General features: G+C 43.0%; 11 protein-coding genes. 4 read left to right on the forward strand and 7 right to left on the reverse strand.

Translation table 11 applies throughout. The features are described 5' to 3' along the window. The first annotated feature begins 381 nt into the window (after nucleotides 1-381). From ACFN7Z_RS12700 to ACFN7Z_RS12715, 4 genes are all read left to right on the forward strand, one after another. Entirely contained in the window at nucleotides 382-1,263 is an 882-nt protein-coding gene (locus tag ACFN7Z_RS12700) for a LysR family transcriptional regulator (RefSeq protein WP_058952208.1), read from the forward strand. Nucleotides 1,264-1,497: 234 nt separating this feature from the next. Beyond that, nucleotides 1,498-2,202: a CoA transferase subunit A gene (locus tag ACFN7Z_RS12705; protein ID WP_058952209.1), complete on the forward strand. Its 705-nt coding sequence runs from the start codon at nucleotides 1,498-1,500 to the stop codon at nucleotides 2,200-2,202. Between the two features lie 2 nt (nucleotides 2,203-2,204). Continuing rightward, nucleotides 2,205-2,852, forward strand: coding sequence for a CoA transferase subunit B (locus ACFN7Z_RS12710; RefSeq protein ID WP_058869077.1), 648 nt, complete (start codon nucleotides 2,205-2,207; stop codon nucleotides 2,850-2,852). A gap of 255 nt (nucleotides 2,853-3,107) precedes the next feature. Beyond that, nucleotides 3,108-3,494, forward strand: a complete 387-nt coding sequence (locus tag ACFN7Z_RS12715; protein WP_004694713.1) for a carboxymuconolactone decarboxylase family protein — start codon at nucleotides 3,108-3,110, stop codon at nucleotides 3,492-3,494. Between the two features lie 98 nt (nucleotides 3,495-3,592). Here ACFN7Z_RS12715 and ACFN7Z_RS12720 read toward each other — a convergent pair whose 3' ends face one another. The 7 genes from ACFN7Z_RS12720 to pcaH all read right to left on the reverse strand — a co-directional run bounded on the left by ACFN7Z_RS12720 (nucleotide 3,593) and on the right by pcaH (nucleotide 13,943). Next, nucleotides 3,593-5,719, reverse strand: a complete 2,127-nt coding sequence (locus ACFN7Z_RS12720; RefSeq protein ID WP_058952210.1) for a TonB-dependent receptor — start codon at nucleotides 5,717-5,719, stop codon at nucleotides 3,593-3,595. A 94-nt stretch (nucleotides 5,720-5,813) separates the two neighbouring features. After that, nucleotides 5,814-8,237: a glucose/quinate/shikimate family membrane-bound PQQ-dependent dehydrogenase gene (locus ACFN7Z_RS12725; RefSeq protein WP_058952211.1), complete on the reverse strand. Its 2,424-nt coding sequence runs from the start codon at nucleotides 8,235-8,237 to the stop codon at nucleotides 5,814-5,816. 445 nt (nucleotides 8,238-8,682) lie between these two features. Further along, entirely contained in the window at nucleotides 8,683-9,999 is a 1,317-nt protein-coding gene (locus tag ACFN7Z_RS12730) for a carbohydrate porin (protein WP_395441889.1), read from the reverse strand. A 60-nt stretch (nucleotides 10,000-10,059) separates the two neighbouring features. Further along, entirely contained in the window at nucleotides 10,060-11,520 is a 1,461-nt protein-coding gene (locus ACFN7Z_RS12735) for a NosD domain-containing protein (RefSeq protein ID WP_058952213.1), read from the reverse strand. A 44-nt stretch (nucleotides 11,521-11,564) separates the two neighbouring features. Further along, nucleotides 11,565-12,422 (reverse strand): type I 3-dehydroquinate dehydratase, encoded by an 858-nt coding sequence (gene aroD, locus ACFN7Z_RS12740; protein WP_058952214.1) that lies wholly within the window; start codon nucleotides 12,420-12,422, stop codon nucleotides 11,565-11,567. Between the two features lie 150 nt (nucleotides 12,423-12,572). After that, nucleotides 12,573-13,202, reverse strand: a complete 630-nt coding sequence (gene pcaG, locus ACFN7Z_RS12745) for a protocatechuate 3,4-dioxygenase subunit alpha (protein ID WP_058952215.1) — start codon at nucleotides 13,200-13,202, stop codon at nucleotides 12,573-12,575. A gap of 15 nt (nucleotides 13,203-13,217) precedes the next feature. Further along, complete coding sequence (gene pcaH, locus ACFN7Z_RS12750) at nucleotides 13,218-13,943, reverse strand: protocatechuate 3,4-dioxygenase subunit beta (protein WP_058952216.1); 726 nt, start codon at nucleotides 13,941-13,943, stop codon at nucleotides 13,218-13,220. Between the last annotated feature and the right edge of the window lie 20 nt (nucleotides 13,944-13,963).

Consider the following 13,963-nt stretch of genomic DNA (forward strand, 5'->3'; position numbering starts at 1 on the left):
AGAGCATTAATATTTCAGCTTATGGGTCAGACTATAATGCATATAAACCCACGCATTGTTTGAAAATAATCATTGAGTAAGAAGAAAAATTGATTAATATCCAAGCCCTAGCAAGACTGATAAAACTAATTGCATCAAGTTAAAGGTAAAATTTTAAAATCGAACGAAATGACTATTTTTATATTTTTCATTCAGTTAAAACATATTTTTACAGACTATCATGCTGTTCGATTTATACTGCTTTGACGACTTGATAAAAATGCACCCACTTCCATCACTTGATCTGTTTTGACCGTCTGTTGTATTTTTCATGTAAACCATTTGAGAACAACACGTTCATTTTCATTCAACATCGTGTTGCATCATTGCTCAGGGAAGCTCATGACACTCAAACAATTAAAAGCCTTTTTGGTCCTTGCACGTACGCTTAATTATGCCAATGCAGCCAATGAGCTGTGTCTGAGCCAATCCGCTCTCAGCTTAAGTATTAAAACATTAGAAGAAGAACTCGGTGGAAAACTGTTTAAACGCAACACGCGCCGAGTAGAAATCACCACTGAAGGTCAGTCCCTCATTCCCTATGCCAAAAAGCTCTTGGCCAACTGGGAGGATATGGAAAAAGATGTCAAACAGCGCTTTAAACTCAACCGTGGTACTTTAAATATTGCCTCAATGCCCTTTGCCACTCATGCGGTACTCCCCGAAGTGATGCATGATTTTGCACAGCAGCACCCCAACATCAGTTTTTCAATCCATGACATCACCAATGAAAAAATCATTGAAAAAGTTCAAGAAGGCATCTTTGAGATTGGCATTTGTTTTGAACCTAAACCGAATGATCAACTGATTTTTCAGCCCTTATTCAATGAAGACTTTTTGGCTCTGCTGCCCAAACACCACGTCTTAGCAAAACAAAAAAGCGTGACATGGCTTGAACTCTGCTCTTATCCTTTTGTGACCTTACAAAACCCCTCGATTATTCGGCATGTGATTGAGGAGCAGTGTGCGGCGCATCAAGTGGTGTTGGATTTGAAAGTCGAATGCCACCAAATCAGTTCTCTATCTCACTTTGTTGCCTATGGTATGGGTGTCAGTGCTATTCCACGACATTTCCAAAAATTCATCGATCTTGAAAAAAATGTGTTGGTTGAAATTGAGGACAATCAAGCGCAACTCGCGGTGGGCATTATTTATAAAAAAGATTATGAACTGTCTAACATGTCGTCCCAATTTATTGAAACCACACTTTGGCATCATTTCTAAGCGAAGCTCTCCCTCCTTCGGACGAAACTGAAGCTAAACCTTAATAGCTCAGAATAAGCCGTATGATTATTTGCATGGCTTTACCACATGCTTTGACTCTTCTTTTATTTATTTTTCTTCGTAAATATTCTGCATTAATGAGTTTTTCTTATTATACGTTAGAAAGATTCAATTTCTAAAAAGTGCAGTGCAATGCTAAAAAAATAACAAGCAAGGAAGATCAGGAAATAAAAGATGAATAAAGTCGTCGCAAATGCAGCCGAAGCATTGGCTGATGTGGTTACCAATAATCAAACGGTTGCCGTGGGTGGTTTTGGCCTCTGCGGTATTCCAGAAGCATTAATTGATGCCTTAAAAGATACAGGTGTCACAGGTTTAACCTGTATTTCGAATAATGCGGGTGTGGATGGCTTTGGTTTAGGTAAATTATTAGAAACCAAACAAATTAAAAAAATGATTGCGTCTTATGTCGGTGAAAATAAAGAGTTTGAGCGTCAGTATCTCAATGGTGAACTTGAAGTTGAGCTCACTCCGCAAGGTACACTCGCAGAAAAACTACGTTCAGGCGGCGCAGGTATTCCTGCATTTTTCACCCAAACAGGTGTAGGCACCCTCATTGCCGAAGGCAAAGAAGTCCGCGACTTTGATGGTCGTCCGCATATTTTAGAAATGTCCCTTACTGCGGACATTGCTTTAGTGAAAGCCTACAAAGCCGATAAAGCCGGTAACTTGGTATTCCGTAAAACAGCACGTAACTTTAACCCTGACTGTGCCATGGCAGGCAGATTCACCATTGCCGAAGTTGAACAGGTGGTTGAAATTGGTGAAATTGATCCAGATGACATCCATTTACCGGGGATCTACATCAACCGCGTGGTGCTCAATGCCACCCCCAAAAAGCAGATCGAACAACTGACCATTAAAGCAGAGGAAGCTTAATTATGGCTTGGACACGTAATGAAATGGCGCAGCGTGCTGCCCTTGAACTCGAAGATGGTTTTTATGTCAACTTAGGTATTGGCTTACCGACCTTAGTGGCCAATTATCTACCCGAAGGGATCAATGTTTGGTTACAGTCAGAAAATGGCTTGCTCGGTATTGATGAGTTTCCAACCCGTGATGCAGTCGATGCAGACTTGATTAATGCAGGAAAACAAACTGTCACCGCACGTAAAGGGGCTGCATTTTTCTCAAGCTCAGAATCCTTTGCCATGATTCGTGGTGGTCATGTCAATATTGCTATATTAGGTGCAATGGAAGTCTCTGAAACGGGCGACTTGGCAAACTGGATGATTCCGGGTAAAAAAGTCAAAGGCATGGGCGGCGCAATGGACTTGGTCTCTGGTGTACAAAAAGTCGTGGTACTCATGGAACACTGCGCCAAAGATGGCACGCCAAAAATTGTGCCTCAATGTACCCTACCACTCACGGGTAAAGCTGTCGTTAGCCGTATCATTACTGACTTAGGAGTGATGGATATCACTGCTGAAGGTATGAAACTGGTTGAACTGGCACGCGATGTGAGCCTAGAACAAATCCAGAAAGCGACTGGATTAGAACTTATCATCAATGACTTTAAAGCTGCTTAAGTACAAAACAGCATCATTCAAAGCAGCTTCGGCTGCTTTCTTATTGGGCTCACTCAAAAATATTTTCAGTTACCAATAGGTATTTTTATGGCCTTTAAATCAAACATAAAAACCATCATCAGCTTGTTCAAGAGCATCTCTATACTCCCAAATTTAGGGAATGATGACTCCCGCGCACATCTTTTTAACCCAAATATCGGATGAAAAACCACACCGCTCGGCTACTATATTTGCATTCCACATCTAGAGGTTCCCATGTCACAACAAGATTATGAAAATGGTTTAAAAGTTCGCACAGAAGTCATGGGCGAATCTTTTGTTAAACGTGCTCAAGACAATACTGTACCTTTCACCCAACCTTTGCAGGACTGGATTAATGAACATGCTTGGGGCTCAACATGGCAACGTGAAGGTGTCTTACCGCGTAAATATCGCTCGTTAATTACCATTGCATTTTTGACGGCACAAAAGAGTCCAACTGAGTTGAAAGGTCACGTTCGTGGTGCGCTAAATAACGGTGCAACGGTTGAAGAAATTCAAGAAGTCCTTTTACACAGTTTACCTTATTGCGGCGCACCTGCGACTCAAGAGGCGTTCCGCGCTGCACTGGAAGTGATTCAGGAATATCAAAGTAATCCATAAATAGATTAAGCGCCCATACAAAAGCGTCTTTTGCAGTCGTATGGCGCGATTCATCTGGTTTGGCTATGCAGCATTTTTGGTTAGCCAAACCATTTTCATTAAAAGGCTTTGGTTACACTCATGCCTACACTAAAGTTTCGGCCATCGGCAGGTTCAAAGAAGCGACTATTGCCGTCATTCACAATTACTGAGCCAACATAGTTACGGTCAAACAGGTTATCAACTCGGGCATAGCTGTTTACTTTCCAGTCACGATTTACCCATAAATAGCCGACATTTGCAGCCATGACGGTATAACTTGGCGCAGTATCTGAGTTGATATCATCGACATAAATTTTATCCATATAGCGTGCTTCTAAGCCTGCTTGGAAACCCTGTTCAGGTTGCCATGCAATACGAGTAAACGCTTGGTTTTTGGCAATTCCGGGAATCTTATTTCCTTTATTAATGGCTTTCGCATAAGGTTTTTTTGAATCATCTGGATTCGCTATTTCTGCTGTATAACTATCAAATTCAGCATCGATATAACTAAAGCTCGATTGTATGTTGAGCTGTTTCCAGATCGTTTGTTGCCATGAAAGCTCTAACCCTTGTCGCGTGGTTTGATCTGCATTACGAAAAGTCGCACGACCATCACGTGTTCCCGCTGTCACTATATCGTTTTTTGTATCTGTCTGGAAAACAGCTAAAGTGAAGAGCCCGAATGGATTCTGCGACTTTAAACCTAGCTCGTAATTATCACTACTCGCAGGTTTTAACGCAAAATTCATACCCGATTTCTTAGGATCAGCGTTATAAGCCATTTCGGTAAAGGTAGGGGTTTCAAAGCCTTTGCCATAACTGGCATAGGCATAAAGTTCAGGTGAAATTTCCCAACCTAATGCCACAGATGGCAATAATTTTTGATAATCGGTTGAGCCACTGTCATCACCATTGCCATCTACAATGTAATGATCATCGGACTCATAATGCACATTGCTATAGCGTAAGCCTGTATCAAGATGCCACGTAGGTAAGAACTGCCATGAAGCTTGTACATACGGATCTAAATTCCATAAGGTATTATTTTCATTACGGCGTAATGCACCTTTTACACCAAAGTTACTTTCATTATCATAATTTTTATAGCCTTTCCGGTCTTCAACCATCCGGTCTAAAGCCACACCGGCAACTAAAGTTGTATTCGGTAAAAGCGCTTTACCCGTCCAACGGAAGTCTGCACCATAATAATCCCGATCAAAATCAATCACGCCACCTGCATGGCGATCATTCTCTTGAAACTCTTTTGGAATCGACTGATATTGTACAACTTGTCGGTTGCCCAAATAGAACATGCTATACAACTCTTGCTGGTCATTCAGCGGCTTAGTCCACGTCAGTCCTGTTTGGGTTTGTTCAATTTCTTTACGGACATTATAGGTATTTTTGCTATCATTGACTTGTTTTGGATTGGCTTTCCACTGCTCACGCTTTAGACCTTGTGGGTCGTCAGCATCAATATCGACACGATTCATCACCCAGTTGATTTTACTGCCATCCTCTAAGTTCCACGTCAGTTTGGCATTATTCAATACTTTTTGTGCTGCACTATGGTCTCGAAAACCATCAGTATCAAAATAAGAAGAACTAATCACATAAGCGGGCTGATTGGCCTGTTCGGAACCCCCTTGTAATTGGATATTGGCTTGTTGCTTATGGTGGCTGCCTGCATTAAGACCCACTTGGATTGAGTCTTTCCCTTGCCCTTCTTTGGTCTCAGTCAAGATGGTTCCACCTGATGAGTTACCATATAAAGATGAAAATGGCCCTGTCAGTACTTCAATGTGATCTAAACTATTGAGGTCAATATTGGAACTTTGCCCTTGACCATCAGGCATGGTCGCAGGAATACCATCGACATACATCCGAATGCCACGCACGCCAAAAGTCGAACGAGCGCCAAAGCCACGCATCGAAATCTGTAAGTCTTGCGCATAGTTTTCACGGTTATTGATTTGTAAGCCTGCAACCCCTTGTAAGACTTCAGATAGGTTCACATTGGCATTGTTTTGTACTGTAGCCGCTTGGACTTTTTGAATGGATGCAGAAGTCGATAACAACTCGCTATCGGTATGTACCGCTTGGACGGTGATGACGGGAAGTTGATATTCTGTGGTTTCTGCATAAGCATGCATAGACTGTAAAATAACCGCAGTCAATAAGGCTTGTTTAAAAGGCGCAGGCATCAAATAAGTTAATCGCACAATATTTCCTTGCTTGTTATTACCATAAAAATGGGAAGCCTATCATCTCGACAGGCTTCCCATACAATAAAACGTTTTAATCGGCTAAGCTATACGCAACCACATAATCACCATGATCAGGCGACTGACGTGCCCCACCTGCGGAAATGACCACATATTGCTTGCCTGTTTTTGGAGAAATATAGCTCATTGGTGTACCTTGGCTACCTACGGGTAAACGCGCTTTCCATAACTCTTCACCATTAGATGAATTGAAGGCGCGCAAGTAGAAGTCTTGTGTTGCAGCAAAGAACACTAAACCACCTTGAGTTGCCATTGGACCACCAATAGTTGGCATACCAATCGGCGCTTTTAAGCCCATTTTGATGCCCATTGGACCCGTATCTTCAACCGTACCTAAAGGCACTTGCCAAGCCACTTGACGGGTTTTCATATCAATCGCCGTCATGGTTCCGAAAGGTGGTTTTTGACATGGAATACCTAATACCGACATAAAGCGGTTTTTATTCACTTTATACGGTGTACCTTTCATTGGCACTGCGCCCATACCTGTGTTGACCTTCTCTCCACCACTGGCTTCAAGTTTTAAATCTTCAGGCGTTTGTTTAATCAGCTGAATCCACAGACCTAGGCGCATGTCGTTGACAAACATATAACGATGCGTTGGGTCAAATGCGATACTGCCCCAATTCATCCCACCCAACGAACCCGGAAAACTTAAAGATATATCAGAACCCGGTGCTGTAAAAAGACCGTCATAGCGCATTGATTTAAAGTTAATACGACACATCAACTGGTCAAATGGCGTTGCGCCCCACATGTCCGATTCAGTCAAAGTTTGATTGCCAATTTGTGGCATTTCAACTGAACGTGGCTGAGTTGCACTGTATTGCTCATCAGGAATATCTGCAGCTTTTACAGGTTGCTCAACCACTTTGGTTAAAGGCTGACCCGTAATACGGTCAAGTACAAAGAACTGCCCTGACTTGGTGCCAATGACGACAGCAGGTTTGGTTTGCCCATTTTGCATCGGAAAATCGACCAAGCTTGGCTGCATGGGTAAATCGAAGTCCCAAAGATCATTGTGAACGGTTTGATAAACCCACTTCTCTTTACCTGTGGTTGCATCCAAAGCCAAAACGGAAGAATTGTACTTATGGTCTACAGGTTGACGATTTCCACCCCAGACATCGACCGATGAACTTCCCATCGGTAAAAACACCGTGTTCATTTGCGGGTCGTAGGACATTGCAGCCCAAGAGTTAGCTGAACTACGTTTGTAGATTTCACCCGGTTTGAGGACATAGTTTGGATTTGGGTTACGTGGATCAAAAGCCCAGCGTAGCTGTCCAGTAATCACATCATAAGCACGAATCACACCACCCGGCATATCGGCTGCAAAGTTGTCAGCAATACGACTTCCAACGATGATACTGGTGCCTGCAATGGTTGGCGCCGAGGTCACTTCAAAACGAGGCGCTTGCGTGCCCGCACCTAGACCATCTAGTAAGTTCACTGTTCCATCAACACCAAAGTCTTTACAGCGTTCGCCTGTATCGGCATTGACTGCAATTAAACGACCGTCAGGTGTATTGGTATAAACACGACGTGGACATGCAGTATTATTTGCCACCGCTGTCACCGCACTTGCACCTGCTAAAGTCGGTTGTACCAAGGCTTGAGTCGAGTCAAAGTAACCCACACCACGGCAACGCTCCCAAGCATCGGCTTTTGAGTTCACTTCAGCCTTCCAGATTTGTTTACCTGTATCTGCATCTAAAGCAATAATGTTGTTATGCGGTGTACATAAAAAGACTTTATCACCGACCTGTAAAGGCGTGAGCTGGTCTTCTGCGCCATTACCCGTACCTGTGGTCATATCGCCTGTTTGAAAGCGCCATGCTTCCTTTAACTTAGATACATTATTACGGTTAATTTGATCCAGTGCGGCAAAACGACTTCCACCGGCATCATTACCATAGTGCGACCAATTCACTTGTTGAGTTTGAGCTGTTACAGGCACTAGGGGTAGTTCTTCACCACTGGCTTTTACCGTTGGATGTGGAATAAACATGCCATACAAACCACCGAGCATACCTAACACCGTTAAACCACCTAAGGCATAAGCGGGTGCTGAAGGCGCAATTTGAAATTGGTACTTACGAATAGCAGGTAAAGTAAAACAGAGTGCGGCAAATAAACCCGCAGGGAACATTAAACGTGAATGGAGTGCCCAAAAATCCCAACCTGCATCAAACAGTGCCCAAACCACGGTTCCAAGAAAAACCAGTGCAAAAATCCAGACACCCAATGCTTTTTTTCTAAAAATAAATATTGCGGAAATAGTAGTCAATAAACCTGCAATGAGGAAGTACCATGAACCACCTAGACTAATCAGTTTTCCACCACCGATTAAATAAAATAAGCCAGTCAGCAATAAAGCTAAGCCTAATATAAAGCACCATATTTTAAATATGGGTTGAGATTGCGCTTCGGACATACTTTTTACTCCAAATGCTGTGTTTTAAATGATCTCTCCTACTTTGTTTTGAGCATCATTCACACCACATCCAAACTTTGAGCATCCACAATTAACTTGCTTCAACAATGAAAAAAGAGTGTTTAGGGACTGTTGATATTTCATAAATGGCTTGCGTTGTAGGCTAAAATTGAGCAGGCAAGGCATGGAACGATGACAATAGTGGGACTATTTTCAAGTTTCATAACGATGCCTGTGAAGATTTTAGCCACAACCTTTTAGGACTAGAGTATTTTTTGATGCTACGTTGTTGCGAACCACTTATTTAGAATGACTAAATTGCGTATTTCACGCCTAGTATCATCTAAAAAATACTCGTTGTCGCAAGCATAGATGAAGTGTCAACAGCCCCTGACTCAGCAACAGTATTGCTTACATTTTAAACACTCTTTCACTTTAAATACGATTAAAAATTCACCTTAACGCTAAGACCCGCTACCCAAGCATCATCCACTTCTTTCACACCAGAAGGTTGATAGATATATTGTAGGTTGGGTCTGAGCATCACCGCAGGTGACCACTGATAGGTATAGTTCAACTCAACATTGAGTTCGTCATGTTGAATTGGGACATAATCGCTAGCGAGCGCGTCATAACTGTAATAACCACGGCCTTCGTTAGTGGCGATTTGCTTGTCCGTCGCACGATCATTCACGACATAATTGGCTAAACCAAAACCAATAGAATCATTAGGACGGCTATCAAAAGGACCTTTGTACCAAAGCGCCAGTTGTTGTGTACTTTCTACAAATGTTGTGGCCTTATCGTTCACTACGCCATTAAAACTGATATATAAACCACGCTTCGGATCAGCTCCGTGTTGGGTCAGTTGTTGTTGTGCATTCAGCCAAGAACTGTATTTTCCATCTTGCATTTCACCACTGCGAATGTCTTTTGCCTCAGCCGTGGAATACAGTGCACCCACTTTATATTCACCAGACAAACCATTAAATGCTGCTAACTTTGGTTTCCAAGCCAACTCTACAGGAATGGTTGCCCCCTCAACATTGTCCATGTCAAGGTTAAAACCATCACTGTCTGAGTCTGTTTTGACATTGTCTGGATTGACTTCATACACGCCCAAACCAAGTGACCATGCAGGTGCAAATTGGTATTTAATATTGGTGCCCCAGAGTCCTACAGGCCAGTTGTACCAGATCGAACCGATGGATTTACCTAACTGACCACCACACAAAAGTAAGTTCTGGAATTCACATTGTGAGCTGTTAAAGTCATCCGACATGCCCATACGTCCAATCTTAAATTGGACACGGTTATCATCAAATCCTGTTTTGATCCAAGCCTGAGTTAAGCGCCAAATCTTGCCACGCCCGTAAATTTCTTGAGTATTGCCTAAAGTACTGGCACGCGGGTCTTTAATGCGTTCAAGCGTTAAGGCGTTACCATCACGTTTGGTAATCATTAAGCCTGCGGTGGTGTTTTCCCAACCCGCAATTTTATTTAAATCAAAATTGGCACCCAGTGTGAGCTGCGCGGCATTGTCAAAACTATTGTCATCGTTATAACCACCATCCAGATTGGTTGCCGCCTGACTCATAATTGCCGCAGTAAATTTATAGCCTTGATCTTCCAGTTGCTTCCGCTCACCGTTCCAATCCCCAAATAACCATTGACGATCAGCCGAATAAAATTCATTGGCCGAAGCCAGCTGGCAAGTTAAAAGTGCCAAAGATAATGTGCCAAGTTTTAATAGTTGTTGCATACCAAACATCCCTTTTTGTGAGGAAAGCTCAACTCAAGTGAGCTTTCCATGCATTTATGCTTATTTAATATGAACGGCTGGACTGAGTTCAGAAGTTGCACCTAAATGATCGGTCACATTGGCTGTCACACTGGCAGCACCACTCAGTGTTTTCCAAGTAGTTTGACCTTGACCTTGTGCATTGGTTTTTACCACTTGCGCACCTAAGTACTGTTCAGCTTCTTGACCATTCGCTTGAAGGTTGGCAAAGAATTCAACGTGATAACGTTGATTTGGTTGCCCTTGAACTGTCGCGGTGACTTGACCTTTGTTATAGCTTAAACGTGGCGCTAGGATATTTTGGTTTGGGATCGCATTACAGCCTTGTTCATTCGACTGTGTACAGGTTTTTTGCAGTTTTGCTGCTTCAATCACCACACCACCACCACGAGAACCGACAAAGCCAGCATGTTCAAGTGCAGGCACTGCAAATACAATGGCACCCAAACGTTGATCTGGCACACACGAACCACCTGCTTCACAGCGTTTAATGTCTTTGCCATTGTCCCAAATTAGGTTTTTGGTCAATGTCGTACGGGCATTGGCATCTTTTTCTGAACGAATGGCAATGCCAAGACGGTTACCATGCACTTTGTTACTGTCAAAAATGTTGCCATCACCCGTGAGGTTAAAGCCTATCGAATTGTTGGTCAGTTCGTTATAAGCGATGTAATTGCGCTTACCCCAGTTAATTTGCAAACCATCAGAATAGTTTTCAAATTTGTTGCCGACCACTGCGTTGTCATTGCCCCACAGGATTTCAATACCCTGAGACGGCTCTGGATTGGCTTTGGTTGAAGTAAATAGGTTATTGGCAACAAGGTTAAATGCGGCGCCACGAGTCAGCTCTAAACCATCACCATTATCGACAAACAAGTTGTTCAAGACTTTGTTGTTATTAGTGGTGGTCGAGGTCGGATTGCCCTTACCGTCATCACCCGTCAACATCACGCCTGAGCCACCGTAGTTATTACTGATACGGTTATGTTGAATCAAGTTATTGCTTGAACGGTTCACCAAAACACCAATACAGAACCGATGAATATCCAGACCTTTTAGCGTCACACCATTCACATCTTGTAGAACCAGACCCGGCAAAGTCGTGGTACGGACATTGGTGCCGTACTGTTCAGGGTTTGCCCCTGGGCAGGCTTTCGCGCCTTCACCTTTAATATAGTTTGAACCATCAATCGCAATAAACTCGCCTGTTTTGTCCCATTGCATCCCGATGATCTTCACTGAAGACTTAATTGGCGGCAAAGGCTGATTTAGTTTAATTGCATAGGGGGCTTGCCCCACAGCTTGGATGTGAATTTCATTTTCTTGCGTCGCATTGGCATTCGATTGTTCAATCGCCCAACGCAGTGAACCTTTTGCACTATCGTCCTGATAACGATCCACAATATAAGTTTCTGCACTGGCCAAACCTGATGCCGCTAAACTCAAAACCAATGTGGTCAAACGTAAAGTTGATGGTTTCATATTTTAAATCCTTTTCTATCCTTGAACATGAATAACGCAGTGCGTTAAGGGGTTGGTTGTACAGTTTTCAGCAACTGTTTGAGTTGAGTCACATCAATTTGACCCGGTGCAGAGGCTTCACCAATCATGCCAAAACTTAGGCTACCGCCCATGTTGGCAGTCGCCACACGTGAAATGGTGCCCAACTGCCCCATCGACATGGTCAGTAGTGGTTTTTGACTTTTTTGGCTGACGACCAAGGTGGCATTCATGAGGGTAAAGACATCTTGTTTTGACTTTGGCATTACCGCAATTTTCAAAATGTCGGCACCCATCTGATCTTGTTTTAGCAGACGGTTTTCAATGTCTTGTTGCTCAGGTGTCTTTGCAAAATCATGATTCGACATGATCACCAACACCTTCTTGTCATGCGCCAATTGGATTAATTTCGCCACACTGCCTGCATCACGGAACATTTCAATATCCAGCAATTGCATAAATGGCTTTTTCAGGTATTCACGATAAATTTTTTCATAGTTTTGGTCAGACACCGTCATTTTTCCGCCTTCGTTATGGGTACGAATGGTGGCGATTAACGGTTTGTCTTTTAAAATTTGATTCAACTGCTGACCCAATGCCATCACTTTTTTAGTGTCGGCAGAAAATTCCAATAGGTCGATACGAAACTCAGCCACGTCAGCGTTTGGGTTATTGGCAATCACTTGGGCTTGGGCAATGGCTTGCTCTGCTGTCTTTGCGGTAATCGGCACAATAGTTTTGACAGGTAAGTCACCAATATTGAGGTTTTTCACCATATAGTGTTGTGCGCTTGATTGAGCCACTTCCGCTGCAAATGCTGGCATTGCTGCTAAAACAGCACTGCTTAAGCAGAGTTGCATCGCAATTTTTTTAATCTTCATCATTACATTTCCTTGTATTTTCAAATTATTGCCAGACTTCTGTCATCAACGGCAAATATACGTGGGATGAATGAAATGGGTCATACCATCACCACGTATAAACTTTTATCTTTAGAGTTAGTTCAAGATGTCTCGCACTAAATCTTGGAAAATTTAGATATCCAAAAAGACCGTTTCGTCTTCTCCTTGAATACGAATGTCAAAGCGATACACCACTTCACCATCACGCTGTTCACGTTTTGCAATGAGGGTTTGACGACGAGGTGCCCACTCAATGCCTTTCAGCACAGGATCTTGTGCATTGGCTTCCGCTTCATCTTCAAAATAGACACGAGTGTTCAAACCGATGTTGATACCGCGTGCGAAAATAATCAGGGCAATATGCGGGGCTTGAGTTGTGCCTTTACGTCCCGGAACAGCACCCGGTTTAATGGTATTGAAACTCCAAAAACCAGTTTCAAAGTCTGCCCCTGTACGTCCCCAACCGAAGAAGTTTGGATCGACCGCTTTGCCTTGAATATCCGCCGCACTTGGATACACGCCGTTGGCATCAGCTTGCCAAATCTCGATTAAAACATCACGTAATGGCAAACCTAAGCCGTCAAACACCTGACCTTCCAAGCGAATGCGTTCGCCTAAAGTATTTTCTTTAACCAGTTGGTTGTTAAAGTTATTTTCAAAGACTTCAATGTTGGCTTGTTTTGGTAACAAACCAATGTGTACATATGGTCCACCTGTTTGAGATGGAGTTTCATGCAATTCTTGAAAGTTCCAATTGTTCATGTTGCTCTCCCTGAATTAAGTCAAATCATTTTCGAAATAAGTCGCACGACGACCACGTAAAGTGATGTCAAAGCGGTAACAACGGCTGTCTGCTTCAATGAAGTTGCTCTTGTCTTCTAAAGCAATCAATGCGCGACGTTGTTCTTCCGAAGGAATGGTTTTAATAATCGGACACGAATCAATCAGCGTATCGCCTTCAAAGTAGAACTGCGAAATAAGACGTTGTGCCCAACCATCAGCAATCAAAGAGAAATGAATGTGTGCAGGACGCCATTCATTAATACGGTTACGCCAAGGATATGGACCCGGTTTAATGGTACGGAATACAAAATAACCATTGGCATCGGTCATCATGCGACCACAGCCGCCAAAGTTCGGGTCCATTGCACCAATAAATTGGTCATTTGGATGACGGTAGCGCCCTGAAGCATTGGCTTGCCACACTTCGAGCAAAGCATTTTTGACTGGGCGACCAAACTGATCACGGACATAACCATGCACAATAATGCGCTCGCCAATCGGCAAACCTTCTTTGGCATAGTTCAAGATCAAATCATTGTCTTTAGGACCAAACTGGTCTGCACTGAAATGCGGTGCGGTCACTTCAGTTAAAGTTTCTGCAATTGAGATCAATGCATTTTTAGGCGAGCGTAATACACTGGTTTTATAGCCGGGTGCATATGCTGGCGGATGATCTTCGGTATTGCGTTGTGCATAAGCACCTAAAATAAGTTGCGACATGTGACGTCCCTCTTAATCTT

Origin of the sequence: Acinetobacter sp. P1332 (genome assembly GCF_044057475.1) — a bacterium.
Lineage (GTDB): Bacteria > Pseudomonadota > Gammaproteobacteria > Pseudomonadales > Moraxellaceae > Acinetobacter > Acinetobacter johnsonii.

Excerpts from the sequence above, each read along its gene's own strand:
- ACFN7Z_RS12715 (WP_004694713.1), top strand. The coding sequence starts at position 3,108 with ATGTCACAACAAGATTATGAAAATGGTTTAAAAGTTCGCACAGAAGTC.
- ACFN7Z_RS12710 (WP_058869077.1), top strand. The coding sequence starts at position 2,205 with ATGGCTTGGACACGTAATGAAATGGCGCAGCGTGCTGCCCTTGAACTC.
- ACFN7Z_RS12735 (WP_058952213.1), bottom strand. The coding sequence starts at position 11,520 with ATGAAACCATCAACTTTACGTTTGACCACATTGGTTTTGAGTTTAGCG.
- pcaG (WP_058952215.1), bottom strand. The coding sequence starts at position 13,202 with ATGAACAATTGGAACTTTCAAGAATTGCATGAAACTCCATCTCAAACA.
- pcaH (WP_058952216.1), bottom strand. The coding sequence starts at position 13,943 with ATGTCGCAACTTATTTTAGGTGCTTATGCACAACGCAATACCGAAGAT.
- ACFN7Z_RS12700 (WP_058952208.1), top strand. The coding sequence starts at position 382 with ATGACACTCAAACAATTAAAAGCCTTTTTGGTCCTTGCACGTACGCTT.
- aroD (WP_058952214.1), bottom strand. The coding sequence starts at position 12,422 with ATGATGAAGATTAAAAAAATTGCGATGCAACTCTGCTTAAGCAGTGCT.
- ACFN7Z_RS12720 (WP_058952210.1), bottom strand. The coding sequence starts at position 5,719 with ATGCCTGCGCCTTTTAAACAAGCCTTATTGACTGCGGTTATTTTACAG.
- ACFN7Z_RS12705 (WP_058952209.1), top strand. The coding sequence starts at position 1,498 with ATGAATAAAGTCGTCGCAAATGCAGCCGAAGCATTGGCTGATGTGGTT.
- ACFN7Z_RS12725 (WP_058952211.1), bottom strand. The coding sequence starts at position 8,237 with ATGTCCGAAGCGCAATCTCAACCCATATTTAAAATATGGTGCTTTATA.
- ACFN7Z_RS12730 (WP_395441889.1), bottom strand. The coding sequence starts at position 9,999 with ATGCAACAACTATTAAAACTTGGCACATTATCTTTGGCACTTTTAACT.